Source organism: Paraburkholderia susongensis (assembly GCF_900177725.1).
Classification (GTDB): domain Bacteria; phylum Pseudomonadota; class Gammaproteobacteria; order Burkholderiales; family Burkholderiaceae; genus Paraburkholderia; species Paraburkholderia susongensis.
Window position 1 is genome coordinate 72,435 of sequence record NZ_FXAT01000005.1, and the last position, 13,352, is coordinate 85,786.

Here is a 13,352-nt window from a genome sequence, read left to right on the forward strand (position 1 = left end):
CGGCGAGGCAGTCGACACGATGCGCGACGCACAAGCGCTCACGGCGTTTGCAGCGTCCCATCTCTCAATCTCGTCTGTGTCCATGTCGTGACCGTGTTCTCGCAGGGATACTTCGCCGCCTCGGCTTCGTCGATATCCACGCCGAGCCCCGGCTTGTCATTGGCGTAGACGTAGCCGTCCCTGAACTCCGGCAGTCCCGGGAATACGTCGAGCAATGCGGCCCTGGGGCCTTTGAGATCCTGAATCACGAAGTTGGGCGGTTCGGTGCCGGACCATTCCTGCACGCCGAAATTGCGCGAGGCCAGATCGATGTGGATGTTCGCCGCGTGCGCCAGCGGCGACATGTCGCCGGGTCCATGCCATGCGGTCCTTACGCCGAACTGCTCGGCGAATATCTGCAGTTTTCGCCCCGCCGTGATGCCGCCGATCTGACTCAGATGCACGCGGATGTAATCGATTAGCCGTTCGGTGATCAAAAAGCGCCACTCATGCGGATTGTTGAACAGTTCGCCTTGAGCTAACGGCGTGGTCGTCTTCGCGCGCAGTTGCCGCATCCATTCGCCCTCCTCCAGCGGGATCGCATCTTCGAGGAAGAACAGATCGTATTGTTCCAACTCGCACGCGAAGCGGATCGCTTCGGCCGGCTTCAAACGTTCGTGAACATCGTGGCACAAGGCTACGTCAAAGCCGATCTTGCTGCGAATGCCGTCGAACAGTTTGAGCGTCTCGCGCATGTACTTCCTGCTGTCGAGATACACGCCGTCCACAGAACCTGACGGTGCATTCGGCGGCGCCTTGCCAAAGCCGCCCCCGCCATAGCCCCCACTTTGACAGCGAATATGCGTGACGCCCTGCTCGCGGTACTTCTGGATGTTCTCGCAAAGCTCGTTGAGGTCGCGGCCATCGGCATGCCGGTAAATCGGAACGCCTTCACGGCACTTGCCTCCGAACAACTGATACAACGGCATATTCGCCAGCTTGCCCTTGATATCCCACAGCGCCATGTCGATGCCGGAGATCGCGTTGTTCTCGATCGGCCCGTTACGCCAGTATGCATTCTGATGCATCAGTTGCCATAGCTCCTCGATTGCCTCGGCATCGCGGCCGATCAGCAGCGGCCGCAGATACTCCTCGATGAGGCACTTCACGGCGACGTGCCGGTAGGCGAATGTCGCGCATCCGAGACCGACCAGACCAGGCTGGTCCGTCTCCACCTTCACTACGATCAGATTGATGCCTTCCGGCGCGGTCAGGATGACCTTCACATCGGTAATCAGGGTTGTCATGTTCTGTCTGCCAAAAGCGAATCAAGGAAAACAAAGCTGCTGCTCAAGTGGGGCTTCACGTGCGATTCAGCGACAGCGGCGCTTCACGCTTCGTACGCTGATCGGACTGCGCTGGCACCGTCATCATCAGGATCACGGACAGCAGCAAGCCGCCCGCCATAAAGATGTACGAAGCCGCCGGGCTGCCGGTCACGCCGTTCAGATAACCCACCACCCACGAACCCGCGAACGCACCCAACGCACCACATGCATTGATCAGGCCGATCGCGCCGCCCAGCACGTTGCTCGGAATCAGCTCGGGCACCAGTGCGAAGAACGGGCCATACGGCGCGTACATGCTTGCGCCCGCCACAACCAGCAGCGCGAACGAGATCCAGAAATGCGAGCCGCCGATCAGGTAGGAGGCGACGAACGCGATGGTCCCGACGAGCAGCAATGGCCACACGAACAGCTTGCGGTTGCGCGTCTTGTCCGAGAGCCACGACGCGAGCAGCATCAGAATGATTGCGGCGAGATAGGGCACCGCCGCGAGCCAGCCAACCGAGACGATATCGATCGTCGACGCGGCCTTGAGAATCGACGGCAGCCACATGATGAAGCCGTAGACGCCGATGCTCCACAGCGCGTGAATCGCGCAGAACTTCATCACGATCGACGAGCGGAACGCCGACTTGTAGTCGCGCACTGGGGCGATATGCGCCTGCTCCGCCTTCAGACGTGCATCGAGTTCGACCTTTTCCGCGTCACTCATCCAGGGGGCGTCGGCCGGGCGATCTTTCACCGTGAACCACCACACCACTGCCCAGACAAGCGCGGGCGCCCCTTCGAAGACGAACATCTCGCGCCAGCCGAAGCTGTGCACCAGATAGCCCGACACCACCGACATCCACAGTACCGTCACCGGGTTGCCGAGAATGAGGAACGTATTCGCGCGCGAACGCTCGCTGCGCGTGAACCACCGGCTGATGTACATCAGCATCGACGGCATCACGGCGGCCTCCACCACGCCGAGGATGAATCGCAGCGCCATCAGCATCGGAATGTTGCTGACCATGCCCGTAGCCGCGGCGCACACGCCCCACAGAATCAGGCTGAAGAAGATCAGTTTCTTCACGCTGTTGCGCTGCGCGTAGATCGCGCCGGGCACCTGAAACAGGCAGTAGCCGAGAAAGAACAGCGAACCGATCAGCGACGACGTGCCTTGCGTGATACCGAGGTCCCTGTCGATTCCGGCCGCCGCGGCAAAGCCGTAGTTGGCGCGGTCGAGATAGGCGAGGCTGTAGGTGATGAAGATGATGGGCATCAGATACCACCATCTTTGGGGTGCTACGGGCTTGACGCTTTCCATGCTGTCTCCGGATCGGTACGGCGCATTCAACGATTGACCAGCGCGAGTCGTTTGATCGTTCTGTTGTACTCGCGTGGACCTGTATTCAATTCGGTTTCAAAGTACGGCGAGCCAGCCGCCGTCCACGTAGATGATCTGACCATTCACATAGCTCGACGCGGGCGACGCGAGATACACCGCCGTGCCGACGAGCTCATCCGGTGTGCCCCAGCGCTGCGAAGGGTTGCTGCTTTTCACCCACGCATCGAAGGCCGCGTTCTCGATCAGCGGCTTGTTCATGTCGGTCAGGATGTAGCCCGGACCAATCGCGTTCGCCTGGATGTTCGAGACCGCCCACTCGGCGCTCATTGCGCGAGTCAGCATCTTGATGCCGCCCTTCGCCGCCGTGTACGCGCCGACGGTCGCCCGCCCTGCTTCGCTCGTGAGCGAGCCGATGTTGATGATCTTGCCGCCCTTGCCGCGCGCAATCATGCGGCGCGCCGCCTGCTTCGCGACGATGAACGCGCTGGTCAGGTTCGTGTCGATCACGCGTTGCCAGTCGCTCAGTTCGAGATCGACGAGCGGCTTGCGAAACTGGATGCCGGCGTTATTCACGAGGATGTCGATCTGCACGCCGTCCCTGTCCCACTGCGCGAAGGCGTCGGCAACGGCCGCTTCATCGGTGACGTCGAAAGCGCGGCCCTGCGCCTGATAGCCCGCGCTGACCAGCTTGCTGACCGATTCAGCGACCGTATCCGCTCGCGTGCCGTTGAGCACGACGCTCGCGCCCGCCGCCGCCAATCCTTCGGCCAACGCGTAGCCAATACCGCGCGCCGAGCCGGTGACAAACGCCGTGCGGCCGCTCAGATCGAATAGATGGGTCATGCTGGGTCCTCTGTGTGGTCAGGAAAAAGGCGCGAGCGCGCCCATCGCGACGGCGCTGCGCGTCGCGTTTCAAGTGGGTTGGATTTGCTGCTGGCGAAACCGGACTGCGTCAGGCCGGCTGGTCGTTGACGGTGTCGTTCAACGCGGCGCGGTCCTCAAAATCCTGCTCGGCGCGCCTGATCAGCGTCAGCACGGCCTGTTCGGCGGCTTGCGGATCGCCCTGCTCGATCGCAACGCATAGCGCCTCGTGCATCGGCAGCGAGCGGGCCGGACCGCCCGCGATTTCGGAACTGAGTTCGAAGCTCGTGCGCAGGATGGCCGACAGCGCGTTCTGCATCTGCTGGACGAACTGGTTGTGACAGGCGGCAAGGATGGCGCCGTGAAATGCGAGGTCGGCGGGGACGTATTCGCCGTGGCCGGCCACCGCACGCTCCATCGCCTTGAACGCTCGCCGCACGGCGATTCGATCGTCCGGCGTCGCGCGTTTCGCGGCGAGCCTGGCCGCGTTCGGCTCGATGATCAGCCGCAACTCCATCAGATCTTCGACGAGCCCCGGTTCGATCGCGCCGGCGCGCGCACGCCAGGTGATCACGTCGGGATCGAACAGTTGCCATTGCGCGCGCGGCAGCACGATCGTGCCGTAACGGCGGCGCACTTGCAGCATGCCCTTGGCCGAGAGCGACTTCATCGTCTCGCGGATGGTGATGCGGCTCACCTGCATCTGTTCAGCGAGAACGGGTTCGGCCGGCAGGATGTCGCCGGGCATGAATTTGCCTGAACAGATCTGCTCGCCCAGTTGATTCAAGACCTGCCTGTGTAGCGTTGCCACGATTTACTCTCTAGGTAATACGTATGATGTAGAAAGATAAATGTGAAGGAGGCCGTGTGCAACCAGGGATGACCCTCGACGACCGGGCGCCGGCTGCATCAGACATCGCATAAGAAATTGAAGAGAGTGATCCCTGCAACGACGGCCAGTATCTGGCGCGTGGTCCAGTTGTCGATACCGGCCGACGCCTGCTCCGTATAGTCGCCTTTCGGCAGATGCGGGATACCGCACGCAAACTCGATCACATCGATGCCGCGTGAGACCTCAACCTGGGCATCGCTGAACACCTTGCCGTGCTCCGCCGTGCCGCGGCGAGTTTCTTCTGTCGGCGAACCGATATGGGGCGTGAGGACCACTCTGATACCCTCGATGAGCCATGCCGGCACATCTGGTTCGTGCTCAAAAACGTCAAGTACCGCACCGGCGAGTTGGCCGGTAGCAAGCGCTGAGATCAGTGCCGCTGTCGACTACGGGACCGTCTCATCAAGCACGCACGCGACCTGCTCGATGCGGGATTCAGTCGCGTGGTATCGAGTCCGTATCAGCCAACGCACGAATGCGTCGAGTAATCGCTGTGCAGATCGCGCCCGGCGTTCCCCTTCAATGCGACCGGTATCGGCGCGCGGATCAGAATGCAGTCGTCACGCCAATCCGTGTGAGGAACTGGCTTGGCCCGCTCGAAGCGCTGTTCAAGCCGGGCAGACCATTGATCCAGGCGTGTGCGCCCTCTCCCTGGGCATACTGATAAACCGCTTCCACGTAGGCGGATGTGCGCCTCGACAAAGAGTACTGTAGCTTCGACGTCAGCTGATGTGCAGCATTGTCGTTGAGTGCGGAGTTACCTTTCATGTATTGGTAATCGGCACCCCATGCCCAGGCGGGGGACATGCGATAGTACGCACCCACCTCCACGGCATTCACCTGGGCGCCATTGAAGGTGTTCCTCGTATTCGTGTACAGCAGGTTCACCGTTAACCTGCCGAATGCGTATTTCGCGCCGCCACCCCAGTTTCGAATTCCGTCATACCCCTGGTTGAACTCGGGATATTTCACCTCGACGTAAGCGAGGCCGACACCCAGGGGCCCATACACATAGTTGGCACCGAAGCTGACGGTACTGTTTGCCGCAAGGTCTCCTGCCTGATTACCAAAGCCGTACATCGCTCCCACGCTGAACCCTGCGATGACCGGGCTCGTGTATTTGACGGAATCAGGCACACGGCTCCCTCCGCCCGTCCGGTCGAAATCGAAGGCCCCCGTCGGATTTCCGGGAATCGCCAGCCCGGAAAAAGGTCCCTGACGAAAGTTATAGAGGCCGCCGAACACGCCTCCCGCCTCAAAACCCGCATTCGTAAGCGAATCGATCATGAAGTCATACTGATTGCCCAGCGTGAGTCTCCCCCACCAGTCGTTCGTTATGCCAATCAACGCTGTCCGGTTGAATATCTGTCCGGGCCCGGGAAGGGTCGCGCCGCTGCCCAGATCGAATTGGGACAGAAGATCGAAAATGACTTTCGTGCCGCCGCCAGCATCCGCCGTCCCCTTGAACTCCAGCAGATTGGGCTCCGCAATTCCACTGTCGAACACAGCGGCCCGGTGCCCTCCTTCGTTGCTGATCACTGTCACGCCTGCGTCGATGGTTCCATTTATCTGCACACTGTTTTGTGCATGAGCCTGACCCGCCAACAGGGCGGCTCCGATAGTCACCAATCCTTTCTTCAACCCCGTCTCCTTTCATACTGTCAGAAGCATTGCAGCGCAATGACCTATACGTCATCGCCACCTCTCAGCTCATTCAGTTTGAATTCCATTTTCAACCCGTTATATATGCAGTACTAACTATCCTATGAATCGACGCGGTAACCTGGCGGAAAGAAGGAGGATATCTGTCGGGATGACGCACCCAGGAGCCGGCAGGGATCGATCCCTGCCGTCAGGTCAGTCGCGATCCATGCCATCCATCGCCCGTAGCAGCGGCGGCTGGCCCAGTAGGCTCGTCGTTATCCCTTTGACGGCTCGAGCAGCCGGTGGCACAACTGCGTCGGCTCATGACGCCCGCGCAACCGCTTCCATCGTGATCATTGCGGCGCGGTTTCCTGGCGGTGGCCTGCCGGTGGGCCGATAGACAATGTCGCCCCGATGAATTCTCTTGCCAGAGATAGCGCAATAACCGGCCAGGATGTGCGAATTTTCCTGATGTTCAGCCGAACAGCTTGTTTGCCGTCCTGGCAATCAGTTCACCCTGATGGCGCGCGCCGGCGAGTTCGATGGCGCTCGGCTGGCGCTGACCCTGGCCGCCGGCGATCGTCGTGGCGCCATAGGGCGCGCCGCCGACGATCTCGTCCAGCGTCATTTGCCCCTGGTGGCTGTACGGCAGGCCGACGATCGTCATGCCGAAGTGCAGCAGATTGGTAATGACCGAAAACAACGTCGTTTCCTGGCCGCCGTGCTGACTGGCCGTCGAGGTAAAAGCGCCGCCGACCTTGCCATTCAACGCACCACTCATCCACAGCCCGCCCGCCTGATCCAGAAACGCAGCCATCTGCGACGAGATGCGCCCGAAACGCGTAGGCGTGCCGACCACGATCGCGTCGTAGTTGGCAAGCTCGGCCACCGTCGCGACCGGCGCTTTCTGGTCGAGCTTGAAGTAGGCGGCCTTGGCCACCTCTGCCGGTGCCGTTTCCGGCACCCGCTTGACGTCGACCGTGGCGCCCGCCGCGCGCGCGCCTTCGGCGACGGCATCCGCCAGCGCTTCGACATGGCCATACGAGGAATAATATAAAACCAGAACTTTCGACATTTCGATCTCCTTCTTATGTCCGCCGTGATGCCGTTATGGAAAAAGCTGCCCGTCCGGAGCGCGCGTTTTGGTAATCGCAAGCACGCTAGCCCGCGCTCAGTGGGCGGTTGTCGATCCAGTCGACCATCAACTTCCGTTGCCGGAAGTACCAATGGCCGTCCATCTTCACGAAATGATCCAGGTACCGGATTGAAGCGATCATCAAACTTCGACCGGCGTCATCAACCTTTACGTGATGCGCAAGACAGTAAGAGACCCCCGTTGCGGAGTCCTGTGACCACGTCACGGTGCTCTGACCGTTGAAGTGCGTTGTCGCCTCGTACGTGCCCAGATTCTCGAACACGGGGCGCAAGCCTTCGCGACCACGAATTTCCTGTGTAGGGACGGCGCTACGGCTGTCCATGAAAACCAGGAACTCGGTATCCGCCGTGAACAGGGACATCTGGCCTTCGACGTCCCGGCGATCCGCGCAATGCGCATACGCGTCGACAAGTTCGCGAATGGCAAGGCGATCGCCGATTTCCTGCGGGGTGAGGCCGTCATGGTCAGATCGTTGAATCGAAATAGTCATGGGCTACTTCCTTGGCTCCGCGCTCGCTGAACGTCACTATGTTGACCGGGTTCGCAGGGTTCAGGCGCTTTCTTTCGCAGCCGCCCTGCGCGCCGCCAGCCTCGGGAACAGCTTCAGCGCGTTACCGGCAAGCACGGCACGGCTTTCTTCGCTGTCCAGTCCCGCGTTTGTCTCGACATCATGGCGGCAAGCGACGGCCAAATCCCGGCGAAGATACGGATAGTCGGAACCGAAAAGCACCTGATCCATGCCGACCACGGAACGAAGCATCTGCAGGATAGCCGGCCGCCACGACACCGCCGTGTCCCAATAGAGCCTGCGAAGCGTGTCCGCAGCGGTCCCGCGCTCTTCCCCATCAGGGATCACGTTCATTTCGTCGATGACGGAAAAACGCGCCGCCAGATAGGGAATCGTGCCGCCGGCGTGAGAAATGATGTATTTCACGTTCGGGGTGCGGGCGAAGGTATTGCCATAGTGCAGTTGCGCCACCGCCCGTGTCGTGTCAGCCGTGAAATCGATCAGCGTATCCGGCAGTCCAAGGCTGCGGGCCGCGGCGTCCGGGGACGACGTCGGGTGCACGAAGACGACCGCTGCGCGCCTTTCCAACTCGTCGAACAGAGGACGGAATCGCGTATCGCCGAGATAGATGCCGCGCGCGTTGGAGAAAAGTACGACACCGTCCAGCTTAAGGACGTCCAGACTGTATTCCAGCTCGCGCAACGCACCGTCGACATCGGGTAATGGTAGTGCCGCGTATCCGCCGAAGCGCTCAGGACGCTCCTCTATCAGCCCCGCAGACAGTTCGTTCACCCGGCGGGCAAGATCGCGGGCGGCGGCATCATCGCCCATATGGACGCCCGGCGTGCTGATGGATGTGATCGCAACGTCGATCCCGGCGTCGTCCATGAAAGAGAGCGTGGACTCCTTCGACCAGGGCGGGGGCGTGATGCCGCCGACGGGGTTGTGTGCGTCGTTCGTCGCGCGCCAGAAAACGTCGGGAAGAATGTGGTGATGGACGTCGATAGTGAGGGACATGGTCCTATTCCTTCATGATTGGACGGCCTTGATAAATTCGGCGGCGCGGCCGCCGATCATGAAGGCCGGAGCATTGGTCGGCCCCGAAATGATCGACGGCATGACGGATGCGTCCGCCACGCGCAAACCGCGCAGGCCATGGACGCGAAGCTCGCTGTCCACCACGGCATCGTCGCCGGTGCCGATCTTCGCCGTACCCACCGCATGACCGAAACTCGCTGCCGCTGTCCGCGCGAGTTCGATCAGGTCCTGCCGGCTGGTGGCTTTGGAACCAGGCACAACCTCCGCTTCACGAACGCTGTCGAGTGCATGCTGGCTGCCAAGCTCGCGTGCCACTTCGATCGCCCGCACAATGGCGGCGAGATCGCGATCGGTTCCCAGATAGTTGCCTTCGATGATGGGAGCATCGCGCCAGTCCGCGCTCGCGAGCAGAACATGACCACGGCTGGTTGGTTGAACGAGCGCCGGCGCGATCGTGAAGCCTTCTTTCGGGGGCGCGCCGAAACGGGCAGCCGCCTCCGGCGTCGCGATCGGAAGCTGCTCCAGTACCAGGTTGATATCGGTCGAATGACTGTCGACGCCGCTCGACAGGTAGACTTCCGCGTCGACGGCATTGCTGTCCGCGGGACGGTTCGGCATCTTCCCCTTGTATTGATAGACGACCCCGGACACCAGCACATGATCCTGCAGGTTCTGGCCGACACCCCGCAAGTTGGCGACCGGCTTGATGCCGAGCTTTTGCAATTGCGCGGCGTCCCCGACCCCGGAGAGCATCAGTAGCTTCGGGGTGTGAATCGCACCAGCCGCGAGGATTACTTCGCGGGTTGCCCTGATGTTCCTCGCGCCATCGGCGGTATCGATTTCCACGCCGCTTGCGCGATCACCCTCGAAGACAACTTTTGTGACGTTGGTGTTCAGCGCAAGAGTAAGGTTCGGACGGTCGAGGTTCGGCCGCAGGAAAGCGCGGGACGAGCTCACGCGGGTGCCATCGGCGGCGATATTCATGTTGATATAGCCAGCCCCGGCGCGCATCGGCCCGTTCACGTCGTCAATGACGGGAAAACCCATCTGGCGTGCTGCCTCTATGAAGGCTGGGGCCGTCGGGTGGGGGTCCCCCGGCGTGCGAATGTGGACTGGTCCGCCGGCCCCGCGCCACTCGTTGGCGCCGCCTTGCCAATCCTCCTGGGCCTTGTATGTCGGCAAGACGTCCTTGAAGCCCCATCCCTTCGCGCCGCCGCGTTCCCAGGCGTCATAGTCGCGCTTCAAGCCGCGCGACCACACCATGGCATTGATGGAGCTGCCGCCGCCCAGTACGTGGCCGAGCGCCATGTTGAATTTACGGTTGTCCAGCTGGGGAACCGGCGCGATCGGAAGCTTCCAGTCCAACGGACCGCCGACGTTGTAAAACCAGACACTTGGATTGCTGATCGTGGGAGCCGTGTCGGCGCCTCCCGATTCGATGACCAGCACTTTGGCGCCAGTCTTCGACAGATCTCCGGCAACGATCGCGCCTGACGCGCCCGCCCCCACCACAATGTAATCGTAAGCTCCCTCGAGCTTCGCCTGGTTAGCCGCCTGATTGTCGCCGGCGGCGAACGCCAGATCTACCATCGCCCCCCACAGTCCACTGCCGAGACCGGCGGTAAGACCGGCAGCGCCGACGACGGCCATGAAGCGACGCCTGCCCAGCCGTCCGCTCGCCACCTGATCCAGAAGAGACTGGATCATTTCATTTTCATTGGCATTGCTCATCCTGGATCCTCCATCCTGGCGGTTGAACCTGGTGCCGGGTAGATTGCAGTTCAGATCGGGTACTGGCGCTGACCGCTGTGAGCGTTGATCCAGATGACGTCCTGGAACTCCTTCAGACTGTCAGGACCAGTCCGCCCCCAACCACTGTCTCGCACTCCGCCCATCGGCGCATGAATCTCGTCGTTCACTGTCGCCGAGTTGACGTTGACGATGCCGGCGAGAATTTTCGGCGCCAGCTCAAACGCGCGATAAGTGTCGCCAGCGAGGATGGATGAGGAGAGCCCGTACATCGTGCGATTGGCGGCTTCGACGGCCTGCTCAGGGGTATCGACGACTTCCACCACGACGACCGGTCCAAAGGTTTCCTCATTGGCAACAGCGGCGTCGAGCGGCACGTTGCCGAGAATGGTCGGCTGGTAGATCTGGTCCGCGAAAACACCGCCGGTATACAGCCTGGCGCCCTTGGCGAGCGCCTCCTTTACGCGGTCATCGACCAGTTTGACCGCGGCGGGTGTGATCAATGGGCCGATGACGGTTTTCGGATCCTGAGGATCACCGGACGGCAGCGTCTTTGTACGCGCGACAAATTTTTCGAGGAACTCCTCCGCGATCTTGCGCTGTACGATGATGCGGCGTGTGTTGAGACAGATCTGCCCCTGGTGAAAAAACGCGCCGAACGTCGCGGTGCGAACCGCATAGTCCACATCCACGTCGTCGAGAATGATCATCGGGTTGTAGCCACCCAACTCCATCGTCGTGCGCTTGAGCGTTTCGCCGGCGCGCTTCGCGAGCATCTTCGCCGTCTTGACTCCGCCAATGAGGTTGATGACCCGGACATCCGGGCTCTCGAAGAAGACATCGGCGATATCCGACGCGGCGCCAGGCGCGTGGGTCACCACATTGATGACGCCTGGCGGGAAACCCGCCTCCTCCGCGATCTGCGCGAGAATGAGGCCCGCTGATATCGGTGCGAGTTCGGACGGCTTCACAACGACCGTGTTGCCGGCTACCACCGGAGAGATGACGGCGCGCCACGACAGAACGTTGGCGCCATTCCACGGCGTAAAGCTCGCCACCACGCCCAGCGGCCGGCGCACCCCAATGGAGTGAGTGCCGGGAATGTTGGTCTCCAGGACCTCGCCCTTTGGCAAGTACATCCATCCGGCCGCCTGCTCGATCGTGGCGGCCACGAGGTCTTGCTGGAACGTGGCGAAGGAGATGGTGCTGCCCGTTTCGACGGCCAGAATCCCGGCAATCTCAGCGCGACGGCGCTTAACGATCTCGGCTGCCTTGAAGAACAGTCTGGCTCGCTCGGCTGGCGTCGTCTGCGACCAGGCGGGGAATGCCTTGGCGGCCGCGTCGACCGCCAGTTTCGCTTCCGCTCGGCCACCTGCCGCAACGCGTGCATACAAGCCGCGATCGTAAGGCCGATAAACGTCGAACAGCTTCTGATTTTCAGCCGTGCGCCATTCGCCACCCGCAAAATATCGATATTCCTTGATGCCGTTCACTTCGGTTACGCCACGTACATTGGACATCGTTTTTCTCCTCTAGCGAGCGGCTGCAGACCAGGCGCCCTGCCGTCGCCAGCGAAAGCCGCATGAAATTCTTTCTTGTTAAGGAAAGTGAGCTTTTGCTCTCCTGCTGAAGAAATTTCAAGTTAGCATGCGGCGCGATTTTCGCCTTTCCCGCGCTTGCGATTGTTTTGACCGTTTTTGCTGGCGAGCGCCGCAAGCGATGAGGATTGAGTTTCTGGCGAGCCTGGACGTGAGCTCAATTGAGCGCGATGCAGACAGTTCCGCGATCTGCACGCGCGTAGGCAGGAGATGGGCTTCTCGCTCTCGCTAGAGCCGGCTGCGCCGATATTCCTTGGGCGTCATGCCGGTCGCGTGATGAAACGCTCGCGTAAAGCTGGCCTGCGAGGAAAATTGCGCATTGAGCGCTATCTCCGCGAGCGGCAGTTTGCCCGCCGCCAGGTCCGCCATCGCGCGCTCCATCCGCATGCGGCTGATATAGCGGTGCGGTGGCATACCCATGGCGAGTGAGAAGGTACGCGCAAAATGAAATGGGCTATAACCCGCGACTCCAGCGAGATCCGCAAGCGTGATGTTGTCCGCGATATTGGCTGCGATATAGTCGAGAACGCGGCGGAGCCGAATACGATCAAGACTATGCGCGGAGGACTCGGTGGGCGCGCACGCCCCGCTATCGCAATGCTTCTGGAGAAGTCTGGCCGCAAGCGTCAGGGAGGCCGTTTCGACGTACATCCGGCCAGCGGCCGTCTGATTGGCGAGTTCAGCGACGATTGAACACCCTATGTGCCGGATCACTTCGTCTCTGATGCCTGCGACATAACGGATCGAATGAGCTGGTGCGACCGGAAGATTGAAATCGTCGTTCAAGCGCTTAAATATCGCCGCGGGCAGGTATAGATGCAGTGTCTGCGGAATCGGCGCGGTCATCGTGACTTCATTGTCGCCGACCCCGATCGGGCTGAGCGAAATCAAGCCCGTTCTTGGTACCGACTGGTGGCTCTGTCCCGCCCCGGTTCGCCTTACGATACCGTTCCTGTTGCCGGCCACGACGAGACAGACCTCAGTGTGCTGTGGAACGATCAACGGCGTCTGGCAAGCACTGTGGCTACGAAGCTCCGCGGATATCATGGACCAGCCAAGCTTGGCGGATGATCCGAGCAGGCCGGAAGCAGGATACTTTCTCGCGCCGTGCGTTAGTAACTCCATAGGCCTCTCCGTGGGGGTGTCGATGCGAAATAGCTTTAATTGGCAAGATGGACCGGATACAGATTTACTAACCTGCTGATAAAAATTCCGACTCGCTTTGGCCTGGTTCGACCAGGCATATACACA

12 protein-coding genes and 2 pseudogenes are annotated in these 13,352 nt (G+C 61.0%); all 14 read right to left on the reverse strand.

The annotated features are described in order from the left end of the window. Nucleotides 1-38 precede the first annotated feature (38 nt). The 14 genes and pseudogenes from B9Z01_RS16590 to B9Z01_RS16650 all read right to left on the reverse strand — a co-directional run bounded on the left by B9Z01_RS16590 (nt 39) and on the right by B9Z01_RS16650 (nt 12,992). Nucleotides 39-1,286 carry an enolase C-terminal domain-like protein gene (locus B9Z01_RS16590; protein WP_085484929.1) on the reverse strand — a complete coding sequence of 416 codons (1,248 nt, stop codon included), beginning with the start codon at nt 1,284-1,286 and terminating at the stop codon, nt 39-41. 55 nt (nt 1,287-1,341) lie between these two features. Next, complete coding sequence (locus B9Z01_RS16595; RefSeq protein WP_085484931.1) at nt 1,342-2,634, reverse strand: MFS transporter; 1,293 nt, start codon at nt 2,632-2,634, stop codon at nt 1,342-1,344. 96 nt (nt 2,635-2,730) lie between these two features. Further along, nucleotides 2,731-3,498: an SDR family oxidoreductase gene (locus B9Z01_RS16600; RefSeq protein ID WP_085484933.1), complete on the reverse strand. Its 768-nt coding sequence runs from the start codon at nt 3,496-3,498 to the stop codon at nt 2,731-2,733. A gap of 109 nt (nt 3,499-3,607) precedes the next feature. Beyond that, the gene (locus B9Z01_RS16605; RefSeq protein ID WP_085484935.1) at nt 3,608-4,327 is read right to left on the reverse strand and encodes a FadR/GntR family transcriptional regulator; all 720 of its coding nucleotides are present in this window, start codon (nt 4,325-4,327) and stop codon (nt 3,608-3,610) included. 101 nt (nt 4,328-4,428) lie between these two features. Further along, nucleotides 4,429-4,632, reverse strand: a pseudogene (locus B9Z01_RS36255) (aldehyde dehydrogenase family protein); the annotation flags it as partial. Nucleotides 4,633-4,671: 39 nt separating this feature from the next. Beyond that, nucleotides 4,672-4,782, reverse strand: a pseudogene (locus B9Z01_RS36655) (2-hydroxyacid dehydrogenase); the annotation flags it as partial. Between the two features lie 172 nt (nt 4,783-4,954). After that, entirely contained in the window at nt 4,955-6,049 is a 1,095-nt protein-coding gene (locus tag B9Z01_RS16615; RefSeq protein WP_085484937.1) for a porin, read from the reverse strand. 324 nt (nt 6,050-6,373) lie between these two features. Beyond that, complete coding sequence (locus tag B9Z01_RS16620) at nt 6,374-6,559, reverse strand: DUF3331 domain-containing protein (RefSeq protein ID WP_085484939.1); 186 nt, start codon at nt 6,557-6,559, stop codon at nt 6,374-6,376. Continuing rightward, a complete protein-coding gene (wrbA, locus tag B9Z01_RS16625) occupies nt 6,528-7,127 on the reverse strand; it encodes an NAD(P)H:quinone oxidoreductase (protein WP_085484941.1) in 600 nt (199 codons plus the stop codon). Before wrbA ends, B9Z01_RS16620 begins: the two co-directional genes overlap by 32 nt. Before the next feature lie 85 nt (nt 7,128-7,212). Beyond that, nucleotides 7,213-7,698 carry a nuclear transport factor 2 family protein gene (locus B9Z01_RS16630; RefSeq protein WP_085484943.1) on the reverse strand — a complete coding sequence of 162 codons (486 nt, stop codon included), beginning with the start codon at nt 7,696-7,698 and terminating at the stop codon, nt 7,213-7,215. A 60-nt stretch (nt 7,699-7,758) separates the two neighbouring features. Further along, on the reverse strand, nt 7,759-8,733 hold the full coding sequence (locus B9Z01_RS16635; RefSeq protein WP_085484945.1) for an amidohydrolase family protein: 975 nt from the start codon (nt 8,731-8,733) through the stop codon (nt 7,759-7,761). Nucleotides 8,734-8,745: 12 nt separating this feature from the next. Beyond that, a complete protein-coding gene (locus tag B9Z01_RS16640) occupies nt 8,746-10,485 on the reverse strand; it encodes a GMC family oxidoreductase (RefSeq protein ID WP_085484947.1) in 1,740 nt (579 codons plus the stop codon). 50 nt (nt 10,486-10,535) lie between these two features. Beyond that, on the reverse strand, nt 10,536-12,023 hold the full coding sequence (locus B9Z01_RS16645) for an aldehyde dehydrogenase family protein (protein ID WP_085484949.1): 1,488 nt from the start codon (nt 12,021-12,023) through the stop codon (nt 10,536-10,538). Between the two features lie 306 nt (nt 12,024-12,329). Continuing rightward, entirely contained in the window at nt 12,330-12,992 is a 663-nt protein-coding gene (locus B9Z01_RS16650; RefSeq protein WP_208626029.1) for a helix-turn-helix transcriptional regulator, read from the reverse strand. Between the last annotated feature and the right edge of the window lie 360 nt (nt 12,993-13,352).

Excerpts from the sequence above, each read along its gene's own strand:
- B9Z01_RS16590 (WP_085484929.1), bottom strand. The coding sequence starts at position 1,286 with ATGACAACCCTGATTACCGATGTGAAGGTCATCCTGACCGCGCCGGAA.
- B9Z01_RS16645 (WP_085484949.1), bottom strand. The coding sequence starts at position 12,023 with ATGTCCAATGTACGTGGCGTAACCGAAGTGAACGGCATCAAGGAATAT.
- B9Z01_RS16635 (WP_085484945.1), bottom strand. The coding sequence starts at position 8,733 with ATGTCCCTCACTATCGACGTCCATCACCACATTCTTCCCGACGTTTTC.
- B9Z01_RS16595 (WP_085484931.1), bottom strand. The coding sequence starts at position 2,634 with ATGGAAAGCGTCAAGCCCGTAGCACCCCAAAGATGGTGGTATCTGATG.
- B9Z01_RS16640 (WP_085484947.1), bottom strand. The coding sequence starts at position 10,485 with ATGAGCAATGCCAATGAAAATGAAATGATCCAGTCTCTTCTGGATCAG.
- B9Z01_RS16630 (WP_085484943.1), bottom strand. The coding sequence starts at position 7,698 with ATGACTATTTCGATTCAACGATCTGACCATGACGGCCTCACCCCGCAG.
- B9Z01_RS16600 (WP_085484933.1), bottom strand. The coding sequence starts at position 3,498 with ATGACCCATCTATTCGATCTGAGCGGCCGCACGGCGTTTGTCACCGGC.
- wrbA (WP_085484941.1), bottom strand. The coding sequence starts at position 7,127 with ATGTCGAAAGTTCTGGTTTTATATTATTCCTCGTATGGCCATGTCGAA.